14 protein-coding genes and 1 pseudogene are annotated in these 20,786 nt (G+C 47.4%); 10 read left to right on the plus strand and 5 right to left on the minus strand.

The features are described 5' to 3' along the window. Positions 1-51: 51 nt before the first annotated feature. From ACYVGO_RS34045 to ACYVGO_RS34075, 7 genes and pseudogenes are all read left to right on the plus strand, one after another. The gene (locus ACYVGO_RS34045) at positions 52-1,641 is read left to right on the plus strand and encodes a sodium:solute symporter family protein (RefSeq protein WP_142773664.1); all 1,590 of its coding nucleotides are present in this window, start codon (positions 52-54) and stop codon (positions 1,639-1,641) included. A gap of 60 nt (positions 1,642-1,701) precedes the next feature. After that, positions 1,702-1,878, plus strand: a pseudogene (locus ACYVGO_RS34050) (AAA family ATPase); the annotation flags it as partial. A gap of 199 nt (positions 1,879-2,077) precedes the next feature. Further along, positions 2,078-3,193 (plus strand): glycoside hydrolase family protein, encoded by a 1,116-nt coding sequence (locus ACYVGO_RS34055; protein ID WP_460973173.1) that lies wholly within the window; start codon positions 2,078-2,080, stop codon positions 3,191-3,193. 176 nt (positions 3,194-3,369) lie between these two features. After that, positions 3,370-5,865, plus strand: coding sequence for a beta-galactosidase GalB (galB, locus tag ACYVGO_RS34060; protein ID WP_460973174.1), 2,496 nt, complete (start codon positions 3,370-3,372; stop codon positions 5,863-5,865). Between the two features lie 91 nt (positions 5,866-5,956). Then, positions 5,957-7,510: an MGH1-like glycoside hydrolase domain-containing protein gene (locus ACYVGO_RS34065; protein WP_460973175.1), complete on the plus strand. Its 1,554-nt coding sequence runs from the start codon at positions 5,957-5,959 to the stop codon at positions 7,508-7,510. A 36-nt stretch (positions 7,511-7,546) separates the two neighbouring features. Then, on the plus strand, positions 7,547-9,136 hold the full coding sequence (locus ACYVGO_RS34070; RefSeq protein ID WP_142773660.1) for a sodium:solute symporter family protein: 1,590 nt from the start codon (positions 7,547-7,549) through the stop codon (positions 9,134-9,136). 115 nt (positions 9,137-9,251) lie between these two features. Further along, the gene (locus ACYVGO_RS34075; RefSeq protein WP_460973176.1) at positions 9,252-10,181 is read left to right on the plus strand and encodes a dihydrodipicolinate synthase family protein; all 930 of its coding nucleotides are present in this window, start codon (positions 9,252-9,254) and stop codon (positions 10,179-10,181) included. 123 nt (positions 10,182-10,304) lie between these two features. On the opposite strand, the gene ACYVGO_RS34080 is transcribed toward ACYVGO_RS34075, so the two are convergent. After that, positions 10,305-11,192: an AraC family transcriptional regulator gene (locus tag ACYVGO_RS34080; protein WP_142773658.1), complete on the minus strand. Its 888-nt coding sequence runs from the start codon at positions 11,190-11,192 to the stop codon at positions 10,305-10,307. Positions 11,193-11,600: 408 nt separating this feature from the next. On the opposite strand from ACYVGO_RS34080, the gene ACYVGO_RS34085 reads away from it, so the two are divergent. From ACYVGO_RS34085 to ACYVGO_RS34095, 3 genes are all read left to right on the plus strand, one after another. Further along, a complete protein-coding gene (locus ACYVGO_RS34085; protein ID WP_460973177.1) occupies positions 11,601-12,269 on the plus strand; it encodes a DUF3826 domain-containing protein in 669 nt (222 codons plus the stop codon). A gap of 107 nt (positions 12,270-12,376) precedes the next feature. Next, a complete protein-coding gene (locus ACYVGO_RS34090) occupies positions 12,377-15,592 on the plus strand; it encodes a SusC/RagA family TonB-linked outer membrane protein (RefSeq protein ID WP_460973178.1) in 3,216 nt (1,071 codons plus the stop codon). 16 nt (positions 15,593-15,608) lie between these two features. Continuing rightward, complete coding sequence (locus ACYVGO_RS34095) at positions 15,609-17,384, plus strand: RagB/SusD family nutrient uptake outer membrane protein (protein ID WP_460973180.1); 1,776 nt, start codon at positions 15,609-15,611, stop codon at positions 17,382-17,384. 162 nt (positions 17,385-17,546) lie between these two features. On the opposite strand, the gene ACYVGO_RS34100 is transcribed toward ACYVGO_RS34095, so the two are convergent. The 4 genes from ACYVGO_RS34100 to ACYVGO_RS34115 form a co-directional block, all read right to left on the minus strand. Beyond that, positions 17,547-18,407: an oxidoreductase gene (locus ACYVGO_RS34100; protein WP_460973182.1), complete on the minus strand. Its 861-nt coding sequence runs from the start codon at positions 18,405-18,407 to the stop codon at positions 17,547-17,549. An 82-nt stretch (positions 18,408-18,489) separates the two neighbouring features. Next, positions 18,490-19,392, minus strand: a complete 903-nt coding sequence (locus ACYVGO_RS34105; RefSeq protein ID WP_460973183.1) for a helix-turn-helix domain-containing protein — start codon at positions 19,390-19,392, stop codon at positions 18,490-18,492. A 171-nt stretch (positions 19,393-19,563) separates the two neighbouring features. Further along, a complete protein-coding gene (locus ACYVGO_RS34110) occupies positions 19,564-19,977 on the minus strand; it encodes a DoxX family protein (RefSeq protein ID WP_460973185.1) in 414 nt (137 codons plus the stop codon). A gap of 352 nt (positions 19,978-20,329) precedes the next feature. Further along, entirely contained in the window at positions 20,330-20,539 is a 210-nt protein-coding gene (locus tag ACYVGO_RS34115) for a YtxH domain-containing protein (RefSeq protein WP_142773651.1), read from the minus strand. Positions 20,540-20,786: the final 247 nt, after the last annotated feature.

The raw sequence follows: 20,786 nt of genomic DNA on the forward strand, positions 1-20,786 counted from the left end.
CCAATGAAATGACTACCAATGACAATAAAATGACTACTTAATGGCAATATAATGTCAATCCCAACCTTGAGCATCCTCGACTACCTGATCATCGGCCTGGTGCTGATTATCAATTTGTACTTTGGGTTACGGTACGCCAAAAACCAACGGACAACGGAAACGTATTTCGCGGCCAGGGGGCGAGTACCCGCCTGGGCAATTGGTATGTCTTTGCTGGCTACGCTGATTAGTAGCGTTACGTTTCTGGGCTACCCAAGCGAAGGCTATTCGTCGAACTGGATCTTACTGGTACAGGGGCTAATGGTCCCTATCGTGTTGCTCGGAACCATCTGGTTTATCGTGCCTCTTTACCGCAAAGTGATCGGGCTGAGTACCTACGAATATTTCGAAAAACGCTTTGGTTCATTTGCCCGCTATTACAGTTCTACGGCATTCGTTCTCCGGCAGTTTTCCTCCATGGGTACGGTCTTTTTTCTACTGTCGGTGGCGCTCACCAACATGACAGGTGGCGATACGTTTTATATCATTGTTCTGGTCGGTCTCATCATCATTGCGGTGAATTTACTGGGTGGGATTGAAGCGGTTATCTGGCTGGATGTTTTTCAGGGATTTATGCTGTTTGCCAGTGGTATTCTCTGTGTAGTGGTTATTCTTTACTCCGTTCGGGGTGGATTTTCGGAAGTTATTACCATTGCCTCGGCGAATGGGCGGACGGGTTTTGGCCCCTACGACCTCGATTTTACAAAGCTTACTTTCGTTGTAATGGTCATCAACGGCATGTTCTATGCCATTCAAAAATACGGCACCGACCAAACGGTTGTCCAGCGTTACCTGACCGCTAAAACCGACAAAGCAGCCATCAAAGCCTCTATTTTGGGTATCTCACTAACGGTGCCCGTTTGGGCGCTGTTTATGTTTATCGGCACCGCCCTATACGTCTATTACAAGCAACAGCCCTTGCCCCAGGGGATGCGGCCCGATGCCGTTTTTCCGTATTTCATCATGACGAAATTCCCGACGGGCGTAGTGGGATTTATTCTGGCAGCTATGATTTCGGCGGCTATCTGTAGCCTTAGTGCCGACCTAAATTCACTGGCAGCAGTTGGTCTGGAAGATTTCTATAAAAAAGCTCGCCCTGCCCGTACGGATAAAGAATACCTGACGGTGAGTAAAGCGATTGTTGTGATTTCGGGCCTTATCGCTATCCTGATTGGGGCTATCTATTTGCAGGCGGGTAATGAGGGCGTTTTAGGTATTGTATTTACCCTGTACGCCATTTTTTCGGGGGGGATTGTCGGTATTTTTTTGCTGGGCATTTTCAGTGCACGTGCCAACAGACAGGGGGTCAATATTGCCATTCTCGTGTGCATTCTGTTTACCGCCTACGCCTTTCTAACCTCGACCCAGATTGGATATGGGGCCAATAAGAAACTATTGCTGGACATGGGGGATTACAACTTCACGCATCATAAACTGATGCTGGGCGTCTATAGCCATCTGGTCGTTATTGGCGTTGGTTACGTAGCGAGCCTGTTTTTCCCCAAGCCTAAACTGGATACGAATCTTCTGTATAGTGGTTGGCGAAATACGTCGAAAGAAGTATCCCTGGAATCGTCATCTTCCCCAAAGCTTCCAGTTTAAGCTCGCTTAGGTGATCTAAACCTTTACTACTGGCGGGATGGAAATGATGAGGTCGATTTTGTCATTGAGTGCAAAGGGAAACTGATTGGTCTTGACGTGAAAAGTGGACATACCCAGAGCGCCAAAGGTATGGAGGTTTTTCAGCGAAAAGTTGGAGCAGACAAGGTCCTTCTCGTTGGGAATAGCGGCATTCCCTGGCCCGATTTTCTGAAAACAGATGCTAAAACCCTCTTTTGAGTGCCTAAATGGATTTGTCTTTAGTCCTTTCACATCAGTGAAAGTTGATATATAGCCTTGTTGGGTATTTTGTGTCTTATTGGGAGTTTGATACCACGCTAACATCATACAATCTTTAGTGAAAATAATAGATAAGCATAGGCTTTATCTTGGATAGATTTGTACTCTTAGTCGCCTGTTGCCCAAATTGACCTGCGTAATGACCTGCCACCTTTCCCGAATTGTACTCGTTTGCCTGTTACCACTATCCGGTTTTGCCCAATCATCCCGCGTTTCGGATGCACAGATGCAGCGAATTTATGAGGAAGTCAAAACGCCTTTTAAGTATGGGTTGATTATGACACCCGCCGATAACTCGTTGAAGATGGACTGCCCAACGGTCTTTCGGAAGGGGAAAAAGTGGTACATGACGTACCTGATTTATGGCGGAAGGGGGTACGAGACCTGGCTGGCTACGAGTAACGATCTGCTCAACTGGAAAACGATGGGCCGGATCATGTCATTCTCGGATACTACTCAGTGGGATGGGAATCAAAAAGCGGCCTATAATGCCTTACAGGATTACGAGTGGGGTGGGCGCTACGGCCTGAACAAGTACAAGGGGAACTACTGGATGTCCTATATCGGTGGAGCAGCCCAAGGGTACGAAGCAGGTGATTTGTCAATCGGGATTGCCTATACCGCAAAAGATCCGACAACCGTGCACGAATGGAAGCGTACATCAACGCCCGTGCTGACCGCCAAAGACGCCGACGTGCGCTGGTGGGAAAATCGAAAACTGTTTAAAAGCTCAGTCATTCAGGACCTCAACCTACTGACGGGCCATCCTTTTGTGATGTATTACAACGCCAACGGCGATACAACGGGCGTGAATAAAACGCGCTGGTTCGAACGGATAGGCATGGCCGTGTCGGACGATATGCTGCATTGGCAGCGGTACCGGAAAGAGCCCGTTTTGATGCACTCGGCAGGTATTACTGGCGACGCCGTGATTCAGAAAATAGACGATCTGTATGTAATGTTCTATTTTGGAGCCTTCTGGGAAGATCGGAAAGGGGCCTTTAACCGCTTTGCTGCTTCAACAGATTTAGTCAACTGGACCGACTGGACGGGAGCCAACCTGATTGAGCCCTCAGAATCGTATGACGATTTATACGCTCATAAATCGTTCGTTCTGAAGCATAAAGGCGTTGTATATCACTTTTATTGCGCAGTTAACAAAGCCGATCAGCGCGGTATCGCCGTGGCCACATCGGTCGATTTAGGGAAGAGTAAGAAGCGTTTTGTAGCCGCACCTGCCACAAAGAAACCATGAGGAACGCAGGGCTTTTTCGTGACAAGTGTGGTGCCAGATATTTACATCTGACGCGCGAGATTTCTAAAAACCTATCGCTTATAACCTGGTTAAATACCCCTAAATCCCCTAAAGGGGACTGTGCTTACTCTTTGATAAAGTCCCCTTCAGGGGATTTAGGGGTATTTAACCAGGTTTTGACGACACGAGGTTTTAAGAAACCTCACCTGTCGATTATAAGTAACCAACATCACGTCAGCCTTCTATATTTACTATTAACCCTGTTAACCTACCCAGTTTTTGCCCAAAACGAGCCACGGACTATCCTGGATTTCAACAAAGGCTGGCAGTTTTATCTGGGCGATAATGCTAAGGCGAAAGACATAGCGTTTGACGACTCAAACTGGCGAGTTCTAACCTTACCACACGACTGGAGTATTGAAGGGCAGTTCAGCGAACATCACCTGAGTACAACCCAGGAAGGTGCCCTTCCCACTGGATTTGGCTGGTACCGAAAAACGTTTGCTGTACCAGTTTCATCAAAAAACAAGGTTGTCTTTGTTGAATTCGATGGGGTTTATCGGAATAGCGAAGTCTGGATAAACGGACACTCACTGGGCATTCGGCCCTATGGCTACAGCTCGTTTCGGTACGAACTAAGTACGTATTTGAAATTCGGTAGTGAGAAAAACGTTCTGGCTGTCCGGGTCGATAACGCAGCGCAACCCAATTCTCGCTGGTACACAGGCTCAGGCATTTATCGGAATGTGCGACTGGTAACGACCTCAACCATAGCCGTAGATCAGTGGGGTACGTTTGTTTCGACGCCCACTGTCACAAACCAAAAAGCGCAGGTTTTATTGCAGGTTAGCATCCGTAACGTGGTTGGCCGGCATTCCAGTGGTCGGCACTCAGGTGGAACCCCACAATCAGTTAACATCACCAGCGTTATTCTGGATGCTTCGGGGAAAGAGGTAGCTACGCAAACGAGAACGTCTGTTCAACTCATTGATACACTCACGACGGTTGCCCAACAGGTTGATCTTCTGAACCCAACGCTTTGGTCAGTCAACAAGCCCTATTTATACACCGTTATCACCCGCGTTTATCAGCAAAATAGACTGGTGGATAGCTACCAAACACCCCTGGGTATTCGTTACTTCAGATTTGATCCGGCAACCGGTTTTTCATTGAATGGGCAACCCACAAAAATTCTGGGCGTTTGCCTTCACCACGATCTGGGGGCCTTAGGTGCTGCCGTAAACCGACGGGCCATACAACGCCAGCTTGAACTCTTGAAGGCCATGGGCTGCAATGCCATCCGCACTGCGCATAATCCACCCGCCCCCGAATTCCTGGACTTGTGCGACGAGATGGGCTTCATTGTTATGGACGAAGCCTTCGATATGTGGAAGAAAAAGAAATCGAAGCAGGATTATGGCCTTAACTGGGATGCCTGGCATAAGACCGACCTCGAAGATATGGTCCGTCGCGACCGAAATCACCCGTCTATTTTCATGTGGAGTATTGGTAACGAAATTCGGGAACAGTTTGATTCAACAGGGCTTACGATCACGAAAGAGCTAGCCGGAATTGTTAAAAAACTGGATACAACCCGGCCTGTTACGTCGGCGCTGACGGAGAATATACCCGATAAAAACTTTATTTATCGCTCAGGTGCCTTAGATCTTTTAGGGTTCAATTATAAACACGAAGCCTACGCCGAATTCCCCAAAACGTTCCCGAATCAGGCCGTTCTTGCCTCCGAAACAGGTTCGTCCCTGCAAACACGCGGGCACTATGATATGCCTTCCGACTCCATACGCATGTGGGGCAAAGGCGGTCCCGCCAAATTCACAGATGGTAACCCCGACTGGACTGCTTCGGCCTATGATAACGAAGCTGCTTACTGGGGTTCCACACATGAACAAACCTGGAAAGCCATCAAAAAACTGCCGCACATGGCGGGACTTTTCGTCTGGACTGGCTTCGATTATTTAGGTGAGCCGCATCCCTATCCCTGGCCTGCACGCAGTTCCTATTTCGGCATTCTTGACCTGGCTGGTTTCCCTAAAGATAGTTATTATCTGTACCAGACCGAGTGGACAGACAAGCCGGTCCTGCATATTTTCCCGCACTGGAATTGGCAAAAAGGGAAAACGGTTGATGTATGGGCCTACTATAATCAGGCCGATGAGGTCGAGCTTTTTCTCAATGACAACTCATTAGGTATTCGAAAAAAAAACGGGGATGACTTGCATGTCATGTGGCGCGTTCCGTACGAACCCGGTACCCTGAAAGCCGTCTCCCGAAAAGACGGTAAACCCGTATTAACTCGAACGATTTCGACGGCTGGCAAAGCTGCTAAAATCCAACTGATTGCGGATCGGAATACACTCAAAGCCGATGGCAAAGACCTGTCGTTCATTACGGTTAACATAGTGGATGAGCAAGGGAATCTCGTGCCAGATGCTAACCATCTAATTACGTTTGCTATAGTAGGAGAGGGCACGATTGCTGGTGTTGATAATGGTTACCAGGCCAGTCTTGAACCGTTTAAAGCTAGCTACCGAAAAGCCTACAACGGAAAGTGTCTGGCTATTATTCAGTCAACCGAAAAAGCAGGAAAGGTAACTGTAAAGGCTAGGGCAGAAGGGTTGCATGAAGCAGAAGTTGAGTTGGTTAGTAAATAATAGGGGTAGTTTTTTATGACGTTAACGCCACCTTTTGCACTGCATGTGGTGTCGGATTTTAGAACCTGGCCTCACTAAAAGATAATGAATCATGAATGGTATAAAGAAACCATCCGGCATACTTCTGATTATCTGTTTGTTACAAACGACGGTTTGTGTCGGGCAGTCGGGTAAGGTACTGACAACTGATAAGCTCAAAAATTACGTTTCGTACTTTAATTCCATAGACGAAGAAGCCGTAAAAAACTATGTGCCAAATGACCAGTCGTTTGACTGGCTTGCAAAGAATATTCCGCTATTCGATTGTCCGGATTCGGTAGTACAGGAGGTGTACTATTACCGCTGGTGGGCGTTTCGGAAGCATTTAAAAGAAACGCCGGAAGGTTACGTCTTCACCGAGTTCATCACCAACGTAAATCATGCCGGGAAGTACAATGCCATTAGCAGTGCCCTGGGACATCATATTTACGAAGGCCGATGGCTGCATAATCCGCAGTACATTAACGACTATATTTCGTTCTGGCTGTACATCGACCCAAAGCATGTAGCGCAGCGGTTTCATGGGTTCAGTAGCTGGGTCGACGATGCGGTGTATAATCGATACCTGGTCAATCTGGATAAGTCCTTTATCCAAAAGAATCTTCCGGCTTTAGATGCTGATTACCGGAAATGGCAGCAGGAAAAGCAGCTACCCAGCGGCTTGTTTTGGCAATTTGATGTGAAAGACGCCATGGAAGAGTCGATCAGTGGATCGCGAAAAGAGAAAAACCGACGTCCTTCCATCAATAGCTACATGTACGGCAATGCCAAAGCTCTGGCCACCATGGCCGAACTTGCCCAAAATGACACCCTCCAGCGCCGATACCAACAGCAGGCGGCCGAACTAAAAAAGCTAACGCTGGATAGCTTATGGGATGAATCCGCCGACTTTTTTGAAGTGAAGCTGGAAAAAGGCGGTTTCTCAAATGCCCGCGAAGCCATCGGATTTATTCCCTGGTATTTTAACCTGCCTGACGATAAGCCAGCCTATGCCCGTCAGTGGAATCAGCTTACCGACACTACCGGATTCAAGGCTCCCTGGGGCATTACCACCGCCGAACGTCGGCATCCGCTTTTCCGCACTCATGGGTCGGGGCACGGGTGTGAATGGGATGGTCCCGTCTGGCCATTTGCCACCACACAAACCCTGAAAGGACTGTCGAATCTGCTCACGAACTACAGGAATCAGGGGCAGATGACGAAGTCGGTATTTTATGATGAGTTGCTGAAATACGCCCGGTCGCACAGTATGAACGGCAAAATTTACCTGGGGGAATATCAGGATGAAAAAACGGGCGAATGGCTGAAGGGAGATAATCCAAGAAGTAAATTTTACAACCATTCGGGCTTTGCTGACTTAATCATCAGCGATTTAGTAGGCCTGAAGCCGCGTGCCGATAACGTACTGGAAATTCATCCGTTAATACCCGAAACTAAATGGGAGTGGTTTTGCCTCGATAATGTGCTGTACCATGGAAAGATACTGACCATTTTATACGATAAAACCGGAAAACATTACGGCAAAGGCAAAGGCTTCATAGTCTTTTCTGATGGAAAACAAGTAAGTAAAGGGAAGACGCTTGGCCCATTGACAACTCGGCTATAAACTTCCCCGATTGACCCTTTACCCTATTCCTGCTACATGAAAAACCTACCCTTATTCGACCTGGCTGTCATTGCTGCTTACCTCGTGGCGATGGTGCTGGTTGGCGTTTACTTTTCCCGAAAAAACAAGAATACCGACCAGTTCACTAAAGCGTCCGGCCAGATTCCGGGTTGGGCGTTAGGAATGTCGATCTATGCTACCTTCCTGAGCAGCAACACCTTTCTGGGTGTGCCGGGGAAAGCGTTTGGCGGCAACTGGAATTCCTTTGTATTTAGCCTGTCTATGCCGCTCGCGGCTTATATGGCATCGCGTTTTTTTGTACCCTTCTACCGGCAAACCGGCGAAATTTCCGCCTATACCCACCTCGAACACCGCTTTGGTCCTTGGGCCAGGACCTACGCCGTTGTTTGTTTTTTACTGACGCAGTTAGCCCGAATGGGGTCAATTTTTTTGGGGATAGCCATTAGTTTACAGGCACTTACGGGTTATTCTATGCAGATGATCATGATCGTAATGGGTGTTTGTATCATCATTTATACCGTTATGGGTGGGATGGAGGCCGTGATCTGGACCGAAGTGGTGCAGGCTGTTATCAAAACCTTTGGGGCTCTGCTGATTCTGTACCTGATTGTTCAGTCGATGCCGGGTGGCGTTTCTAAAATTGTCGACATTGGTGTTAGCCACGATAAGTTTAGCCTGGGGAGCTACGCACCCGATTTTACGCAATCGTCGTTTTGGGTGGTGCTGTTGTATGGGTTCTTTATCAACCTAAATAATTTTGGGATGGACCAGAATTACATTCAGCGGTATCATACGACTTCATCGGCCAAAGAGGCCTCGAAATCGCTCTGGTTGTGCGTTTGGCTCTATGTTCCTGCTTCACTCATGTTCTTTGTGATCGGCTCCTGCCTGTTCGCGTATTATCAGGTCCATCCTGAGTTTATTGAAGCCATCAAGCAAAAAGTAGCGATGGATCGTTTGCCCACAACGGCTTCGGCGGCCGAAGTGACCCAACTCATGGCCACGCTTCAACCCGCTGATTACGGCGATAAAGTGATGCCTCATTTTATGGTGACTAAAGTACCGGCAGGGCTGATGGGATTGATCATTTCGGCCATACTGTCGGCAGCTATGAGCACCATCAGTTCGGGTATGAATGCATCGGCTACCGTATTTACGGAAGACATCTACAAACGGTACATCAACGCCGATATATCGGACAAAAAGTTATTGCGCCTTCTTCACCTGACTACCGTAGTGGTTGGTTTATTAGGATTAGGAACCGGACTGGCTATGATTGGGGTGAAAAGTATTCTGGATACCTGGTGGACACTCTCCGGTATTTTTGCGGCTGGTATGCTCGGATTATTTTTGCTTGGCCTGATCAGCCGACGTACCAACAGCCATGAAGCGCTAACCGCCACCTGCATTGGTGTGCTGGTCATTGTCTGGATGACATTCTCCAGTAATCTCCCCGATCAATTCAGTTATCTACGCAATCCGCTGCATAGCAACATGATTATTGTGATCGGTACGCTCACCATTTTTCTGGTGGGATTGATCCTGACAAAATTGAAAGGCCGCTCGTTGGAGCAAGTCAGAAAAGAAGTAATTGTAAATGAATAATGTAAAATGGATAATGGGTAATGTAAAATGGATAAAGTAAAATGTGTAATGATCTGATTAGTAGTCATTATGCATTTTACATTGTCCATTTTACATTACCCATTACTTAGTCAATATGAAAACAGTAGAAAAGGGATTTATTCCGGTGATGCTTACGCCGTTTACCACAACGGGTGCCATTGATTTTGATGCCCTGACCCGGCTCACCGAGTTTTACCTCCAGGCTGGTGCCGCGGGTATGTTTGCCAATTGTCTGTCGAGCGAAATGTTCGAATTGAGCGAACAGGAGCGGATTCAGATCATCGAGCACGTTATCAAGGTGGTAAATGGCGCGGTTCCCGTGGTGGCTACAGGCACATTTGGTGGGCCAATTGAGCAGCAGGCTGAATTTGTTAAAAAGGTAAACAACACAGGTACCCAGGCCGTCATTCTGATTACGGGCTTGCTGGCCGATGAAGCCGATTCGGATGCGGTCTTCAACGAGCGGGTTTTACACTTGCTGGACCAGACCGAAACAATTCCGGTTGGGTTTTACGAATGCCCTGTTCCCTATAAACGTCTGATTTCACCCGATCAGCTAAAGTTATTTGTCGATACAGGTCGGGTTATTTATCATAAAGATACCTGCCTTGATCTTCAGCAGATTAAAGAGAAACTGCGATTGGCTTCCCGCCCAGGATTTGGCTTATATGATGCCTACATGGCTCACGCGGTTGAGTCACTAAAAGCAGGATCGGCAGGACTTTCCTGTATTCAGGGGAATTACTTTCCTGAGTTGATCGTCTGGCTTTGCCGGAATTACGACAACGCCGATTTACAGGAAGAAGTGGCTAAAGTACAGCAGTTCCTGATCGACAAAATGGATGTGATGCATAACGTCTATCCCATCGTTTCAAAATACTTCCTACAGCTACGCGGCTTCGACATGACCACCTTTACGCGTCGGAGTGTAGGTACGTTTACGCCAGACATTGCCAAACAGGTAGAGGGATTATATGAAGACTACACCCAATTGCAGAATGAGCTGGAGTTGAGTGTGGTTTGATGATGGCGCAAGGCTCTGGCCTTGTGTCTACTATTCCCCGGCCTCTGGCCGGATTGTGATAAATGTTAATACCGGCCAGAGGCCGGGGAATAGTAGACACAAGGCCAGAGCCTTGCGCCATCGTTACGCCAGCACCTTCCCCTTTTTCAAATATTGCCGTTTGTACTCAAGCGGAGTTAAGCCTGTTACTTTTTTGAAGTGACGGTAAAAGTTCGATACGTTATTGAACCCGCAGTCGAAACAGATAATTTCGGTGGGTGTTTTATCTTCTATGAGTGCCCGGCAGGCATGACTAATACGGATTTCGATCAGGAAATCGTAGTACGTCTTATTTGTCATTAATTTAAAATACCGGCAAAACGAGGTAACGCTCAGATTGCTGATGGCCGATATTTCTTCCAGGGTAATATCCTTCTTGTAATTCTCCAGTGTATAACTGCACACGTTGTTCAGGCGGAGCGTATCGGTTTCGTTGGATTGGTAAAATACCGCCCGCCCATTCACGATCATCTCGTACTCATTCGTTTCGGAGAGTATCTTCAGTATAGACAATAGAATAATCAGCTTGTCGAGGTTTGTGGCATCAACGGCCCGATGCATGAGTTCGGCTAGTTTCTCGTTTGTTTGGCCCGTTATGACCATACCACTCTTTGCCCGTTCATACAGCTTTGGAATTAAATAAGCTTCGGGCAATTTCAATAGATACTCACCCAGACAGTCGGGCAGAAATTGAATAACTATGACTTCAATATTGAGGTCTGGATCATTGTGGAAATATTCCTCATTACTACGCCAGGTATGCGGTAAATTTTCGCCGACCAACACGATTTCGCCGGGCGAGAAATTACTGATCTTATCCCCAATAAACCGAACCCCTTCACCTTTGAGAATATAGTGCAACTCAAGTTCAGGATGGTAATGCCAGATGTTCTTAAAATGAGGTAAGACGTTGTGTCGAACCGTATATGAACTCTCCAGATTGGCAGTTACTTTTCGAAATAGTGGTTTCATGGCAATTGGCAAATGTATCCAATAGAGTCAGCAGGTACGCCGAAGGTCTTGTACTATATAAGCATGACTGGTAGCTAGCCTACTGACTAATTGTCTGCTGCAGGTCAAGTATATCTTCTCCGGTTAGAGCCAGAAATGTGCTCAGGTAATCACACTACAAACCTAAACGAAATATCGTAGATAAGTCATATTTATTCTATGATAATTTCCTATAATAAATTGACAAAAAAATGCAGTTATTGCCCTAAAATGTACTATATTTTTGTATCATGTTATAGAAAAGTATTGTTTATTCCTGCTTTTGTCTGCTTTTAATGCCCACTTAATGACGGTTTTTGCCTACCCTGAACGTTACGCCAAAACCTGCCCACTTACCGTAGAAATGAACGTTTTTAATCAATTTCAGAGATGATCTATAGGCTAAAAAATCTCTTAGTAAGCAGTCTCCTGACCCTGCTAGTTGCGCTTACTGCATTAGGGCAAGATCAGACAATAGAAAGTAAAGAAGCGGCTTATACACGAGTGATCAACGAGCGCGCGGCCAGGATTGTAGATACCCTTGGCCTTACAGATCCGCAAGTTGCCGAGCGTGTAAAAACAGAAATTGCACAACAGTATCGAAGCCTGAATACCATCCATGAAAGCCGGAAAGAAGCCCTGGCAGGTATCACGGAACAAACCCGGAAAGAAGCTATTGAAGCAGGTGTCAACAACAAACTGACGGCTTTACATCGTGAGTATCTGGCGGTGCTTTCCCATGATTTAACGGCTCAGCAAGTAGACATGGTAAAAGATGGGATGACGTACGGGGTATTGCCCATTACATACAAAGGGTATCAGGCTATGTTGCCGGATTTAACGGACACCCAAAAAGCACAGATTCTCGCCTATCTGACAGAAGCGCGTGAGCGGGCCATGGACGAAGGCACATCGGAGAAAAAACATGCCCAATTTGGCAAGTATAAAGGACGGATCAATAACTACCTGTCGGCTGCCGGAATCGACATGAAAAAGGCGAGCAAAGAATGGGAAGAACGGATTGCCCGGGAGAAAGAAGCCGGAAAATCAAAGGAATGAAGCATTCGTGGTGTCGGATACTTTCATCTGACATCACAAGAAGAACCCACAGAATCCTACCAGCAATAAACATCATTTTAAAACAACGCATCCTTAATCACACACGCATGGTATCGCCTTTACGAACACAAAAACTGCTCACCAGTGCTATAAAGCTGGTCTGCGCGCTTCTCCTGGGCGGGGTTACGGAGGAGGTCTGTTACGCAGAGAAGGGAACTCCTTTTTCTGGAACGGCTTCTGCCCGGAAAGCCCCGCTGGAAAATATTACCGGCACGGTTAAGGATGCCAAAGGCGAGCCGCTACCAGGGGTAAACGTCTTATTAAAAGGAACGAAAACCGGAACGGTTACGGACATAAAAGGAATGTTTCGGCTTAATTTGCCAACCGGAGGTGAGACCTTGATCTTCAGCTACATCGGGTTTAAAACGCAGGAAGTTCCGGTTGGTGGACGAACTGCCCTCACCGTTCAACTGGAAGAGGATGCCGCTGCCCTGGGCGAAGTGGTCGTCGTTGGCTACGGTACCCAGAAAAAAGCAAGCCTGACCGGCGCTGTCGCCACGGTTGATATGAAAGCCGTTCAGGACCTGCCCGTTAATAACCTGTCAGCGGTGTTGGCGGGTCAATTGCCTGGTGTCGGTGTTTCGGGAGGTACCAGCCGACCTGGCGAAAATGCAACCATTACCATTCGTAATCCGATCATTTTATCGAAAGATGGCGGAACCCTGCAACCGTTGTATGTTATTGACAACGTGGTTCGGTCAGCCGACGATTTCAACGCGCTCGACGTATCGGAAGTAGACGCTATTTCGGTTTTGAAAGATGCTGCCGCTGCCATTTATGGGGCTCGCTCTAATCAGGGCGTAGTGGTGGTGCAAACAAAACGTGGGAAAGCGGGTGCGCCTAAATTCAGCTACAGCGGCTCGACGGGTGTTTCCGATGCTACGCTGCCGACCATGATGAACGGTGTTCAACAGGCTACGTACCTGAACGACATGAACTATGCGGCTGGTAAACTGCCAACTGACCCGCTCATTTACACCCCCGATGAGCTGGCTTATTTTAACGATCATAACACCAACTGGCTACGTCAGGCCTGGCAGCCGTCAACCGTTCAACGGCATGCCCTGAATGTGAGTGGTGGTAACGATAAGGCTACGTATTTCGCGGGGGCTTCGTACAATGCTCAGAATGCCAACTTCGATAACATCAATACTGGGAAGTGGACATTCCGCGCCAGTGCCGATATGCAGGTGACCCGGGGACTAAAAGCCGCTTTGTCCTTGAGCAGCTACATTGGCAACAAACGCATGTACTACCTGAAGCAAGGGGGCGAAAACGCAGAGAACGACATGAAAAGTCTGCTCTACACCTCTCAGTTCAATCCGCCTTACGTGAACGGGCTGCCGGTTCTGCTCTCGAATTCCAGCAACACGAATACAATTGATGCCTTTAACTTTTTCGAGGTTCAGAATTCCAATAACTACACCCAGACCAAAACAACGGGCCTGAACGTAACGGCCAATGTGGAGTACACCATTCCGGGTATCAAAGGGCTGAAAGCCAGAGTCCTGTACAGCCGCACCTTCGATAATAGCTTTGGGAAACAGTACGGTACGAAATACAACGTGTACAGCTTCTCGATGCTGGGCGACCATAAGCATATTTACGGTGGCGATGTGATCAAAACAACGTCCCTGAACAATGGGGATCGGGTCAGGATCAATCCAGGTTACATTGATACGTACCAGTTTAACGGCTACCTGAATTATGATCGTCAGTTCGGGAAACACCAGATTTCAGCCATCGCCTTCTTCGAGCAGGCCGAAACGCATACCGACAACGTAGCAGCCATGGCCGAAGGGGTAATTATTGGTGGCCTGGATAATATGCGCTACGCCATTGGCACCCAGACCACATCTGAGACCGAGTCGGAAACGGGTTTTCTGTCTTACGCAGGTCGTATCAATTACAATTATGCGGGTAAGTATCTGTTCGAGAGTGCGATACGCTACGATGCCTCTACCAACTTCGCTCCTGAATATCGCTGGGGTCTGTTCCCCTCGTTCTCGGCGGGTTGGGTGATTTCTGAGGAGCCATTCTTTAAAAACAATGTTCGCGGAATTGACTACCTGAAACTGCGCGGTTCGCTGGGCTTTATGGGAGGAGATGCTACCAAACCCTATAACTGGCTGACCAGCTATTCGATCCAGACGGGTAAAGGAGCGGTGTTCGGTGGTAACTCAGACCGTCCATTGATCGTATCACCTAACAATGCCATGGCTAACCGTCAGGCTCGCTGGGACAACAACACGAAGTACAACATCGGGCTGGATGCGCAATTCCTGAAAAGCCGACTGTCGTTCACGATGGATGCGTTCTACGATCATCGGTACAACATGCTGACGTCCCTGACATCGTCCGTTCCGCTGCTGGTTGGTGCTACGCTGCCTTCGGAAAACTTTGCCAGTGTAGATGGATTTGGAACAGAGATCTCCCTCGGATGGAACGATAAAATTGGTAGCGACTGGTCCTATAAAGTTAACACGTTCCTGAGCTGGAGCGATAACAAACAAATTCTGGTGGACGTGAACAAGGGTGTTCTTGGAACCTATTTAGACCCAACCGGGCGATCAACGGACGTTGGCGTACTGGGTTACCATTATCTGGGTATGTTCAGAACGCAGCAGGATGTAGATACTTATCTGGAGAAAAATCCCGGCTATACGCTCTTTGGGGCTGCCCCAAAACCAGGTATGCTGTTTTACCAGGATGTAAGAGGACCTAAAGATGCATCGGGACAATATACCGCTCCTGATGGGAAAATTACGACCGACGATCTGGATTATCTGAACAAAAAGGCCAGCAATCACTTCGGATTTGGGTTCAATTTCAGTGCGTCTTACCGAAGTTTCTCAGTTGCCGCTGTGATTGGTGGTGCGTTCGGCGGGCAGGCGCTGGTGGAAGGGGATGCTCGTTCACAGGCCACCCCCACAGCAAACCGGCCTGTATTCTGGTCGGATCACTGGACGCCCGAAAACCCGAATGCTGCTTACCCAAGTCCTTATTACAAAGATACCTACACCGTTGATTCCGAATTCTGGTATAGAAGCGCGACACAGGCATCGGTTCGTAACCTCAATATTTCCTACGGATTGCCCGCTCGTTTGGCAGGGAAAGCAGGGTTAAGTACGGTACGCGTTTATCTGGTTGCCACCAACCCCCTGAACCTGTACAATCCGTACGATTACAAATCCTATTCGGGTAATTACAACACCTATCCTGTACTTCGTTCATTCTCGCTGGGCTTAAACCTTGGTTTGTAAAATTCCCTCAGATACTATGAAACTCTCCTATAAATTCCTTGTCGCCTTCTGCTCATCGCTTGCCCTGACGGGCTGCATGGAGGTGCTCGATAAAACCGATCTGAGTTCAACCAGCGGGGCGCTGATCTTTAAAGATTCGACGCTGACCCAGATGAACCTCGATTACATTTACGATCAGAACCTGCCAGTTCCCATTGGCTCGTTAGGACCGGAACCAACGGGTTTAAGCGGCCTGTCGGATGAGTCGTATGCCGATAGTAAGTTGTTACAGGGCTCCTTGCTGATCAATGAAATTGGTGATTTCGGTACTAAACTCGATGCAACCAACAACTATGGCAAGATTCGGGTCATCAACACGTTTTTGAGCGATGTAAACGCTGGAACCTTACCTCAGTTTACCAAGAACAAACTTCGGGCTCAGGCGCAGTTTTTCCGGGCCTGGCGGTATTTCGATCTGGTACGTTTATACGGAGGGGTACCGCTGGTTTTGTCGCCCCTGGCAGCTGTTGGTGTCGAAGCCAAACAACTTGACTTTCTGCCACGAAATACGACCGCCGAATGTTTTGCCCAGATTGTCAGTGATCTTGATTCAACGATTGCATCGGTACCAGGCCGTTGGGCTGCTTCCAGTGATTGGGGGCGGATTACGAAAGGGACTGCGGCTGCGTTGAAGGGACGAGTCCTGTTGTATGCGGCAAGTCCTCAGTTTAATCCATCCGACGATCAGGCAAAATGGCAGGCATCTTATACCGCCAATAAACAGGCTTATGATGTATTGACGGCCAATGGATTTGGACTGCACGCGTCGTTCGATCAACTATGGTTCCAGGAAGTCAATAACCCCGAAGCGGTTTTCATCACCGGGTATAACACGGCAACAGGCGATCAGTTGAGGAAAAACAACGGCTATGACAATAGCACCCGCCCGTCGTATGCCGGAACAGCCGGTGGTTCAAATCAGCCATCGTGGGAAATGGTGAAAGCCTTCCCGATGCTGGACGGAAAAAAAGTAGGTGAGTCGACCAAATACACCTATACCGATCAGTTGTTCTATAAAAATCGTGATCCTCGTTTCGACAAAACTATTGCTTATAATGGTGCAACCTGGCCGCTCAATGGAAACACGGCCAATAAAGTATGGACGTATTTCGTAGGCGGAAAAACCGTTGAATCGAAAGCGAGCAACACAGGTTTTTATACGCGCAAAGCGATAAATCCATCTGTTTCGGCGGGAGATGTCCAGTATTCGGGTACCGATTGGATTGAAATTCGGTTTGCCGAAGTACTGCTGAATCTGGCTGAAAGTGCCGTTGGTATTAACCAACCGGACGAAGCCTACACGCAACTGAAAGCCATTCGTAAACGGGCAGGTATTGAAGCTGGTACAGATGGACTCTACGGTCTACAGGCCAACATGAGCCGGGCTGAACTATTTGATGCGATTCTGTACGAACGTCAACTGGAATTCGCCTTTGAAGGTAAACGGTTCTGGGATCTGCGTCGTTGGAAACTGATCGAAAAAACATTGAATGGTAAACGCAGAACCGGTGTAACGATCAATCTGAAAACGACGGGTGTTCCCGCCGATTTTGCCACCACCCGCGACAATGTTAGTCTGGATAAGGCGTATACGGACTACTTCACCCTTGCCTTCAAGCAATTGGATACGAAGTATGATATTGCCTGGAAACCAGAGTATTATTTCTTTGCTATTCCGCAAACGGCAATTGACAACAACCCCAAATTGATTCAGAACAATACCTGGGGTGGTGCCTTTGACCCATTGAAATAAGAAATTGGATAAAGTTTAACCACAGAGGCACAGAGTACACAGAGATAATTTATCCTTTTAAACTCTGTGTACTCTCTGCCTCTGTGGTTAAACTTTATTCGTCTCTAAACAGGATCATGCCAGGGTGAGACAAATTACCATGCTGAAAGTTGCCATCAGCGTTTAAGCGATGACACTTTCTGCGTCAAAACCAGTCGAAACGGTCATAGCTTTCCAATTTTCCAGCTCATTCTTAACGGCATTTATTTTCGTGTACGCCATGTCATACGCATCCTGGCCAAGGAATAAGTGCAGCGGAGGGTTTTGTTCTGATGCAATCCGGATCAGCGCTGCAACTGCCTTTTCAGGATCGCCGGGTTGGTTGCCGTTGATCTGAGTTTGGTGCGCCTGCTGGCTTGCCCGTACCGCTTCGTATGCGTCAATCTGGCGACTGGGAACGCCGAGGGAACTGGCGGTCAAAAAGTCCGTTCGGAAATAACCGGGTGAAACAATTGTCACATTGATGCCAAACGCTTTAGCTTCGGCCGCCAGCGATTCCGAAAAGCCTTCTACGGCAAACTTGGTTGCACAGTAGATCCCAAATCCCGGAAAGTTACCTGTGAAGCCGCCGATGGACGATATATTAATGATATGTCCCGACTGTTGTTCTCTCAGATGGGGCATCGCAGAACGGACCACGTTCAGGGAGCCAAATACATTGACATCGAAATTTTCGCGGGCTTCCTGATCGGTTAACTCTTCAATACTGCCTAGTAAGCCATAGCCCGCATTATTCACCACCACATCAATACGCCCGAACTGTGCAATAGTAGCGTTTATGGCTGCTTCAACACTTGCTTCAGTTTTCAGATCAACCGATAGTGGCAGGAAGTGGTTGTCTGCCTGACCGACAGCCCGACTCAGATCTTCGATGTTTCGGGAGGTTGCCGCAACGTTGTAACCCTGTTGTAGTAGTTGTTTGACCAGTGAAAGCCCTAATCCTTTTGACGCTCCTGTAATAAACCACACGTTTTTGGTATCCATAATTTTGCTCGTTTAACGGGAACAAAAGTAGTGGGCTTACCAGGACAGTACATTGCGGCATCCAAACCAATACTTGCCAAATTCAAACATTTCGATAAGCAGAGGGTGTCAGGTGGATCTGTTTCTTGAAAAAGTGATTGAAATGAGCTGGCTCGTCAAAACCAAGACTGTAGCTGATTTCCGCTATAGTCCAGTCAGTATGTTTCAATAACGCTTTCGCTTCGCTGATCAGTCGTTCGGCAATGTAATCCGTGGTCGTTTTGCCGGTCGTTTCCCGAATAGATCGGTTCAGGTGGTTGACGTGGATGGATAACTGATTGGCAAAATCACTGGCTGAACGCATCTTAAACCGTTGTGCAGGCGATTCGATTGGGAACTGACGTTCCAGTAACTCGGTAAAAACGGCTGTGATCCGTGATTTGGCGTCCAGATGCTGGTGCAGTGTTTCCGAAGGTTGCATCTTCAGCGCGTAATGAATCAATTCCGTTACATAATTGCGAAGCAAGTCATACTTATATTGATAATCAGAGCCAATTTCGTCGATCATTTTCAGAAATAACGTGCTAACGTGTTCATCCTGAGTAGCATTTAGGATATAGGCTGGTTTGCTCCCTGCCATGAACATTGGCAACTCACTCAGGCTCCCCCTGATTTTTTCGGTGAAGAACGCTTCGGTAAAAATGCAGAAGAAGCCGGTTTTATCGTCAGATAATGACTCCCAGGTATAGGGTACCTGTGGGTTGAAAAACATGAGAGTCGCGCCGTTGATCTGAATACTTTTATCGGCATAGTGGTATACGTTTTCTCCCCGGATCAGGCTGATCTTATAAAAGTCCCGACGGCTGTATTGCACGCCGGGAACGCCTAAACCCAGGCAATCCTCGAGTCGAAATACATTAAAGTGGCCAATACCCCGTTGCAGGTTATCGGGCAGCCAGTTGAACTTCTTCTTATAAAACTCTTCGAGAGATTCCGTCTTTTCCATGTGGCAAAATTACGGAATTCAAATCATTGTTTGGCGCAGAACTATAATCTGTCTTACAGACGAAAGGTATTAGTAACCATAGAGGCACAGAGAACACAGAGAAATAACTATAGTATGACCTATTTCTCTGTGTTCTCTGTGCCTCTGTGGTTACTATATTTTAACACAAAACTAGGAGAGCGCTTCTTGTATCGGAGCAGTTTCTGATGAGGCTGTAGCTGTAGCTTTCAATTTCTTATGATAGAAAATATACGAGCTAAAGCCCAGCGCCACAAAAATAAAGATAGGCGCCCACTGGCTGACAGCTTTACCACTATTTGCGACGGAATACGTAGCACCCAGCAGATCGAATATAAGCCCGGCATAGGCCCACTCTTTAAGGCGAGGAAAACCCGGAACCAGAATGGCAATTGCACCCAATAGCTTGGCCCAGCCCAGAAATGGAATGATGTACGTAGGGTACCCCATCTCAGTAAAACCTTGCACCGACATGGGGTTGACCATAATATTGGGAATAGCCGAACCCGCCATAACAAATGCGAACAGACCCGTTAGTACCCAATACGTGATTTTTGTCTTTTTCATGGCTGGAGAAGTTGAATTTTTAGATTTGAGTTGTGTCATGTGTAGTTGTTGTTTGGCTGATTTACTAGACAAATTTACTGCCCATCAACCACTTCGATAGGGGGTGTAAACGGCATTTTTGGGGTGAATTGCGACATTTTTCCGGGCTTACTTCTCTCCCGAATTTTCGGCTGGACTTAACCCATTCCCTGATCAATTCCTGACTGAAAAAATCTTGATAAATTGGATTTAGCTGAGAATTGGTAGGGGAGGTTGTATGTAGAAATCACGATAACGATGAAGCCCTGACCTGCGATCAGGGCTTCATCGTTATCGTGATTTCTACGTAAACTGGGCGTTTATAAGTTGGGGCTTATCCTTTTACGCTGCCAACAACTTCCTCGGCCTTTGCAATTGTCTTATCCCACTGCTCACTTAGGCTGCTGGTCAATTCTTTGGCCTGTTTATCAAGCGCTTTGACAATTTTTTTACGCGTTTTCTTGCCGGAATTAGGGGCCGTCATGTAGCCAATTAGTAACCCTGCCGCAATGCCGGACAGAACTCCTTTGATGTAATTTTTCATAGTTAGCTAAATTAATGATGAATGGTTACTGACTGGTTTTTGAAACCTACTACCAGCCATGGAAAAAAGAACTCCAGACGGTTTAAACGCAGCTAAAGCATTAGTTGTGCCTACAGTTTAGAAATTAGTAAACCCTGAAAGGGGATTTAGTACCCAAAAATGGGAATTTCTCTGGAAGACTAAAAACAGATTCGGTCAGTTAGCCTGAAAATACCGTTCAGTGCCCTAAAATGCCGATGCTGTTTTC

It is taken from the genome of Spirosoma migulaei (genome assembly GCF_054776855.1).

What these genes read in the sequence shown, in the direction of transcription:
- ACYVGO_RS34105 (WP_460973183.1), bottom strand. Translation starts at nt 19,392, where the DNA reads ATGGAAAAGACGGAATCTCTCGAAGAGTTTTATAAGAAGAAGTTCAAC.
- ACYVGO_RS34090 (WP_460973178.1), top strand. Translation starts at nt 12,377, where the DNA reads ATGGTATCGCCTTTACGAACACAAAAACTGCTCACCAGTGCTATAAAG.
- ACYVGO_RS34070 (WP_142773660.1), top strand. Translation starts at nt 7,547, where the DNA reads ATGAAAAACCTACCCTTATTCGACCTGGCTGTCATTGCTGCTTACCTC.
- ACYVGO_RS34065 (WP_460973175.1), top strand. Translation starts at nt 5,957, where the DNA reads ATGAATGGTATAAAGAAACCATCCGGCATACTTCTGATTATCTGTTTG.
- ACYVGO_RS34055 (WP_460973173.1), top strand. Translation starts at nt 2,078, where the DNA reads ATGACCTGCCACCTTTCCCGAATTGTACTCGTTTGCCTGTTACCACTA.
- ACYVGO_RS34080 (WP_142773658.1), bottom strand. Translation starts at nt 11,192, where the DNA reads ATGAAACCACTATTTCGAAAAGTAACTGCCAATCTGGAGAGTTCATAT.
- ACYVGO_RS34110 (WP_460973185.1), bottom strand. Translation starts at nt 19,977, where the DNA reads ATGAAAAAGACAAAAATCACGTATTGGGTACTAACGGGTCTGTTCGCA.
- ACYVGO_RS34115 (WP_142773651.1), bottom strand. Translation starts at nt 20,539, where the DNA reads ATGAAAAATTACATCAAAGGAGTTCTGTCCGGCATTGCGGCAGGGTTA.
- ACYVGO_RS34075 (WP_460973176.1), top strand. Translation starts at nt 9,252, where the DNA reads ATGAAAACAGTAGAAAAGGGATTTATTCCGGTGATGCTTACGCCGTTT.
- ACYVGO_RS34100 (WP_460973182.1), bottom strand. Translation starts at nt 18,407, where the DNA reads ATGGATACCAAAAACGTGTGGTTTATTACAGGAGCGTCAAAAGGATTA.
- ACYVGO_RS34095 (WP_460973180.1), top strand. Translation starts at nt 15,609, where the DNA reads ATGAAACTCTCCTATAAATTCCTTGTCGCCTTCTGCTCATCGCTTGCC.
- ACYVGO_RS34045 (WP_142773664.1), top strand. Translation starts at nt 52, where the DNA reads ATGTCAATCCCAACCTTGAGCATCCTCGACTACCTGATCATCGGCCTG.
- ACYVGO_RS34085 (WP_460973177.1), top strand. Translation starts at nt 11,601, where the DNA reads ATGATCTATAGGCTAAAAAATCTCTTAGTAAGCAGTCTCCTGACCCTG.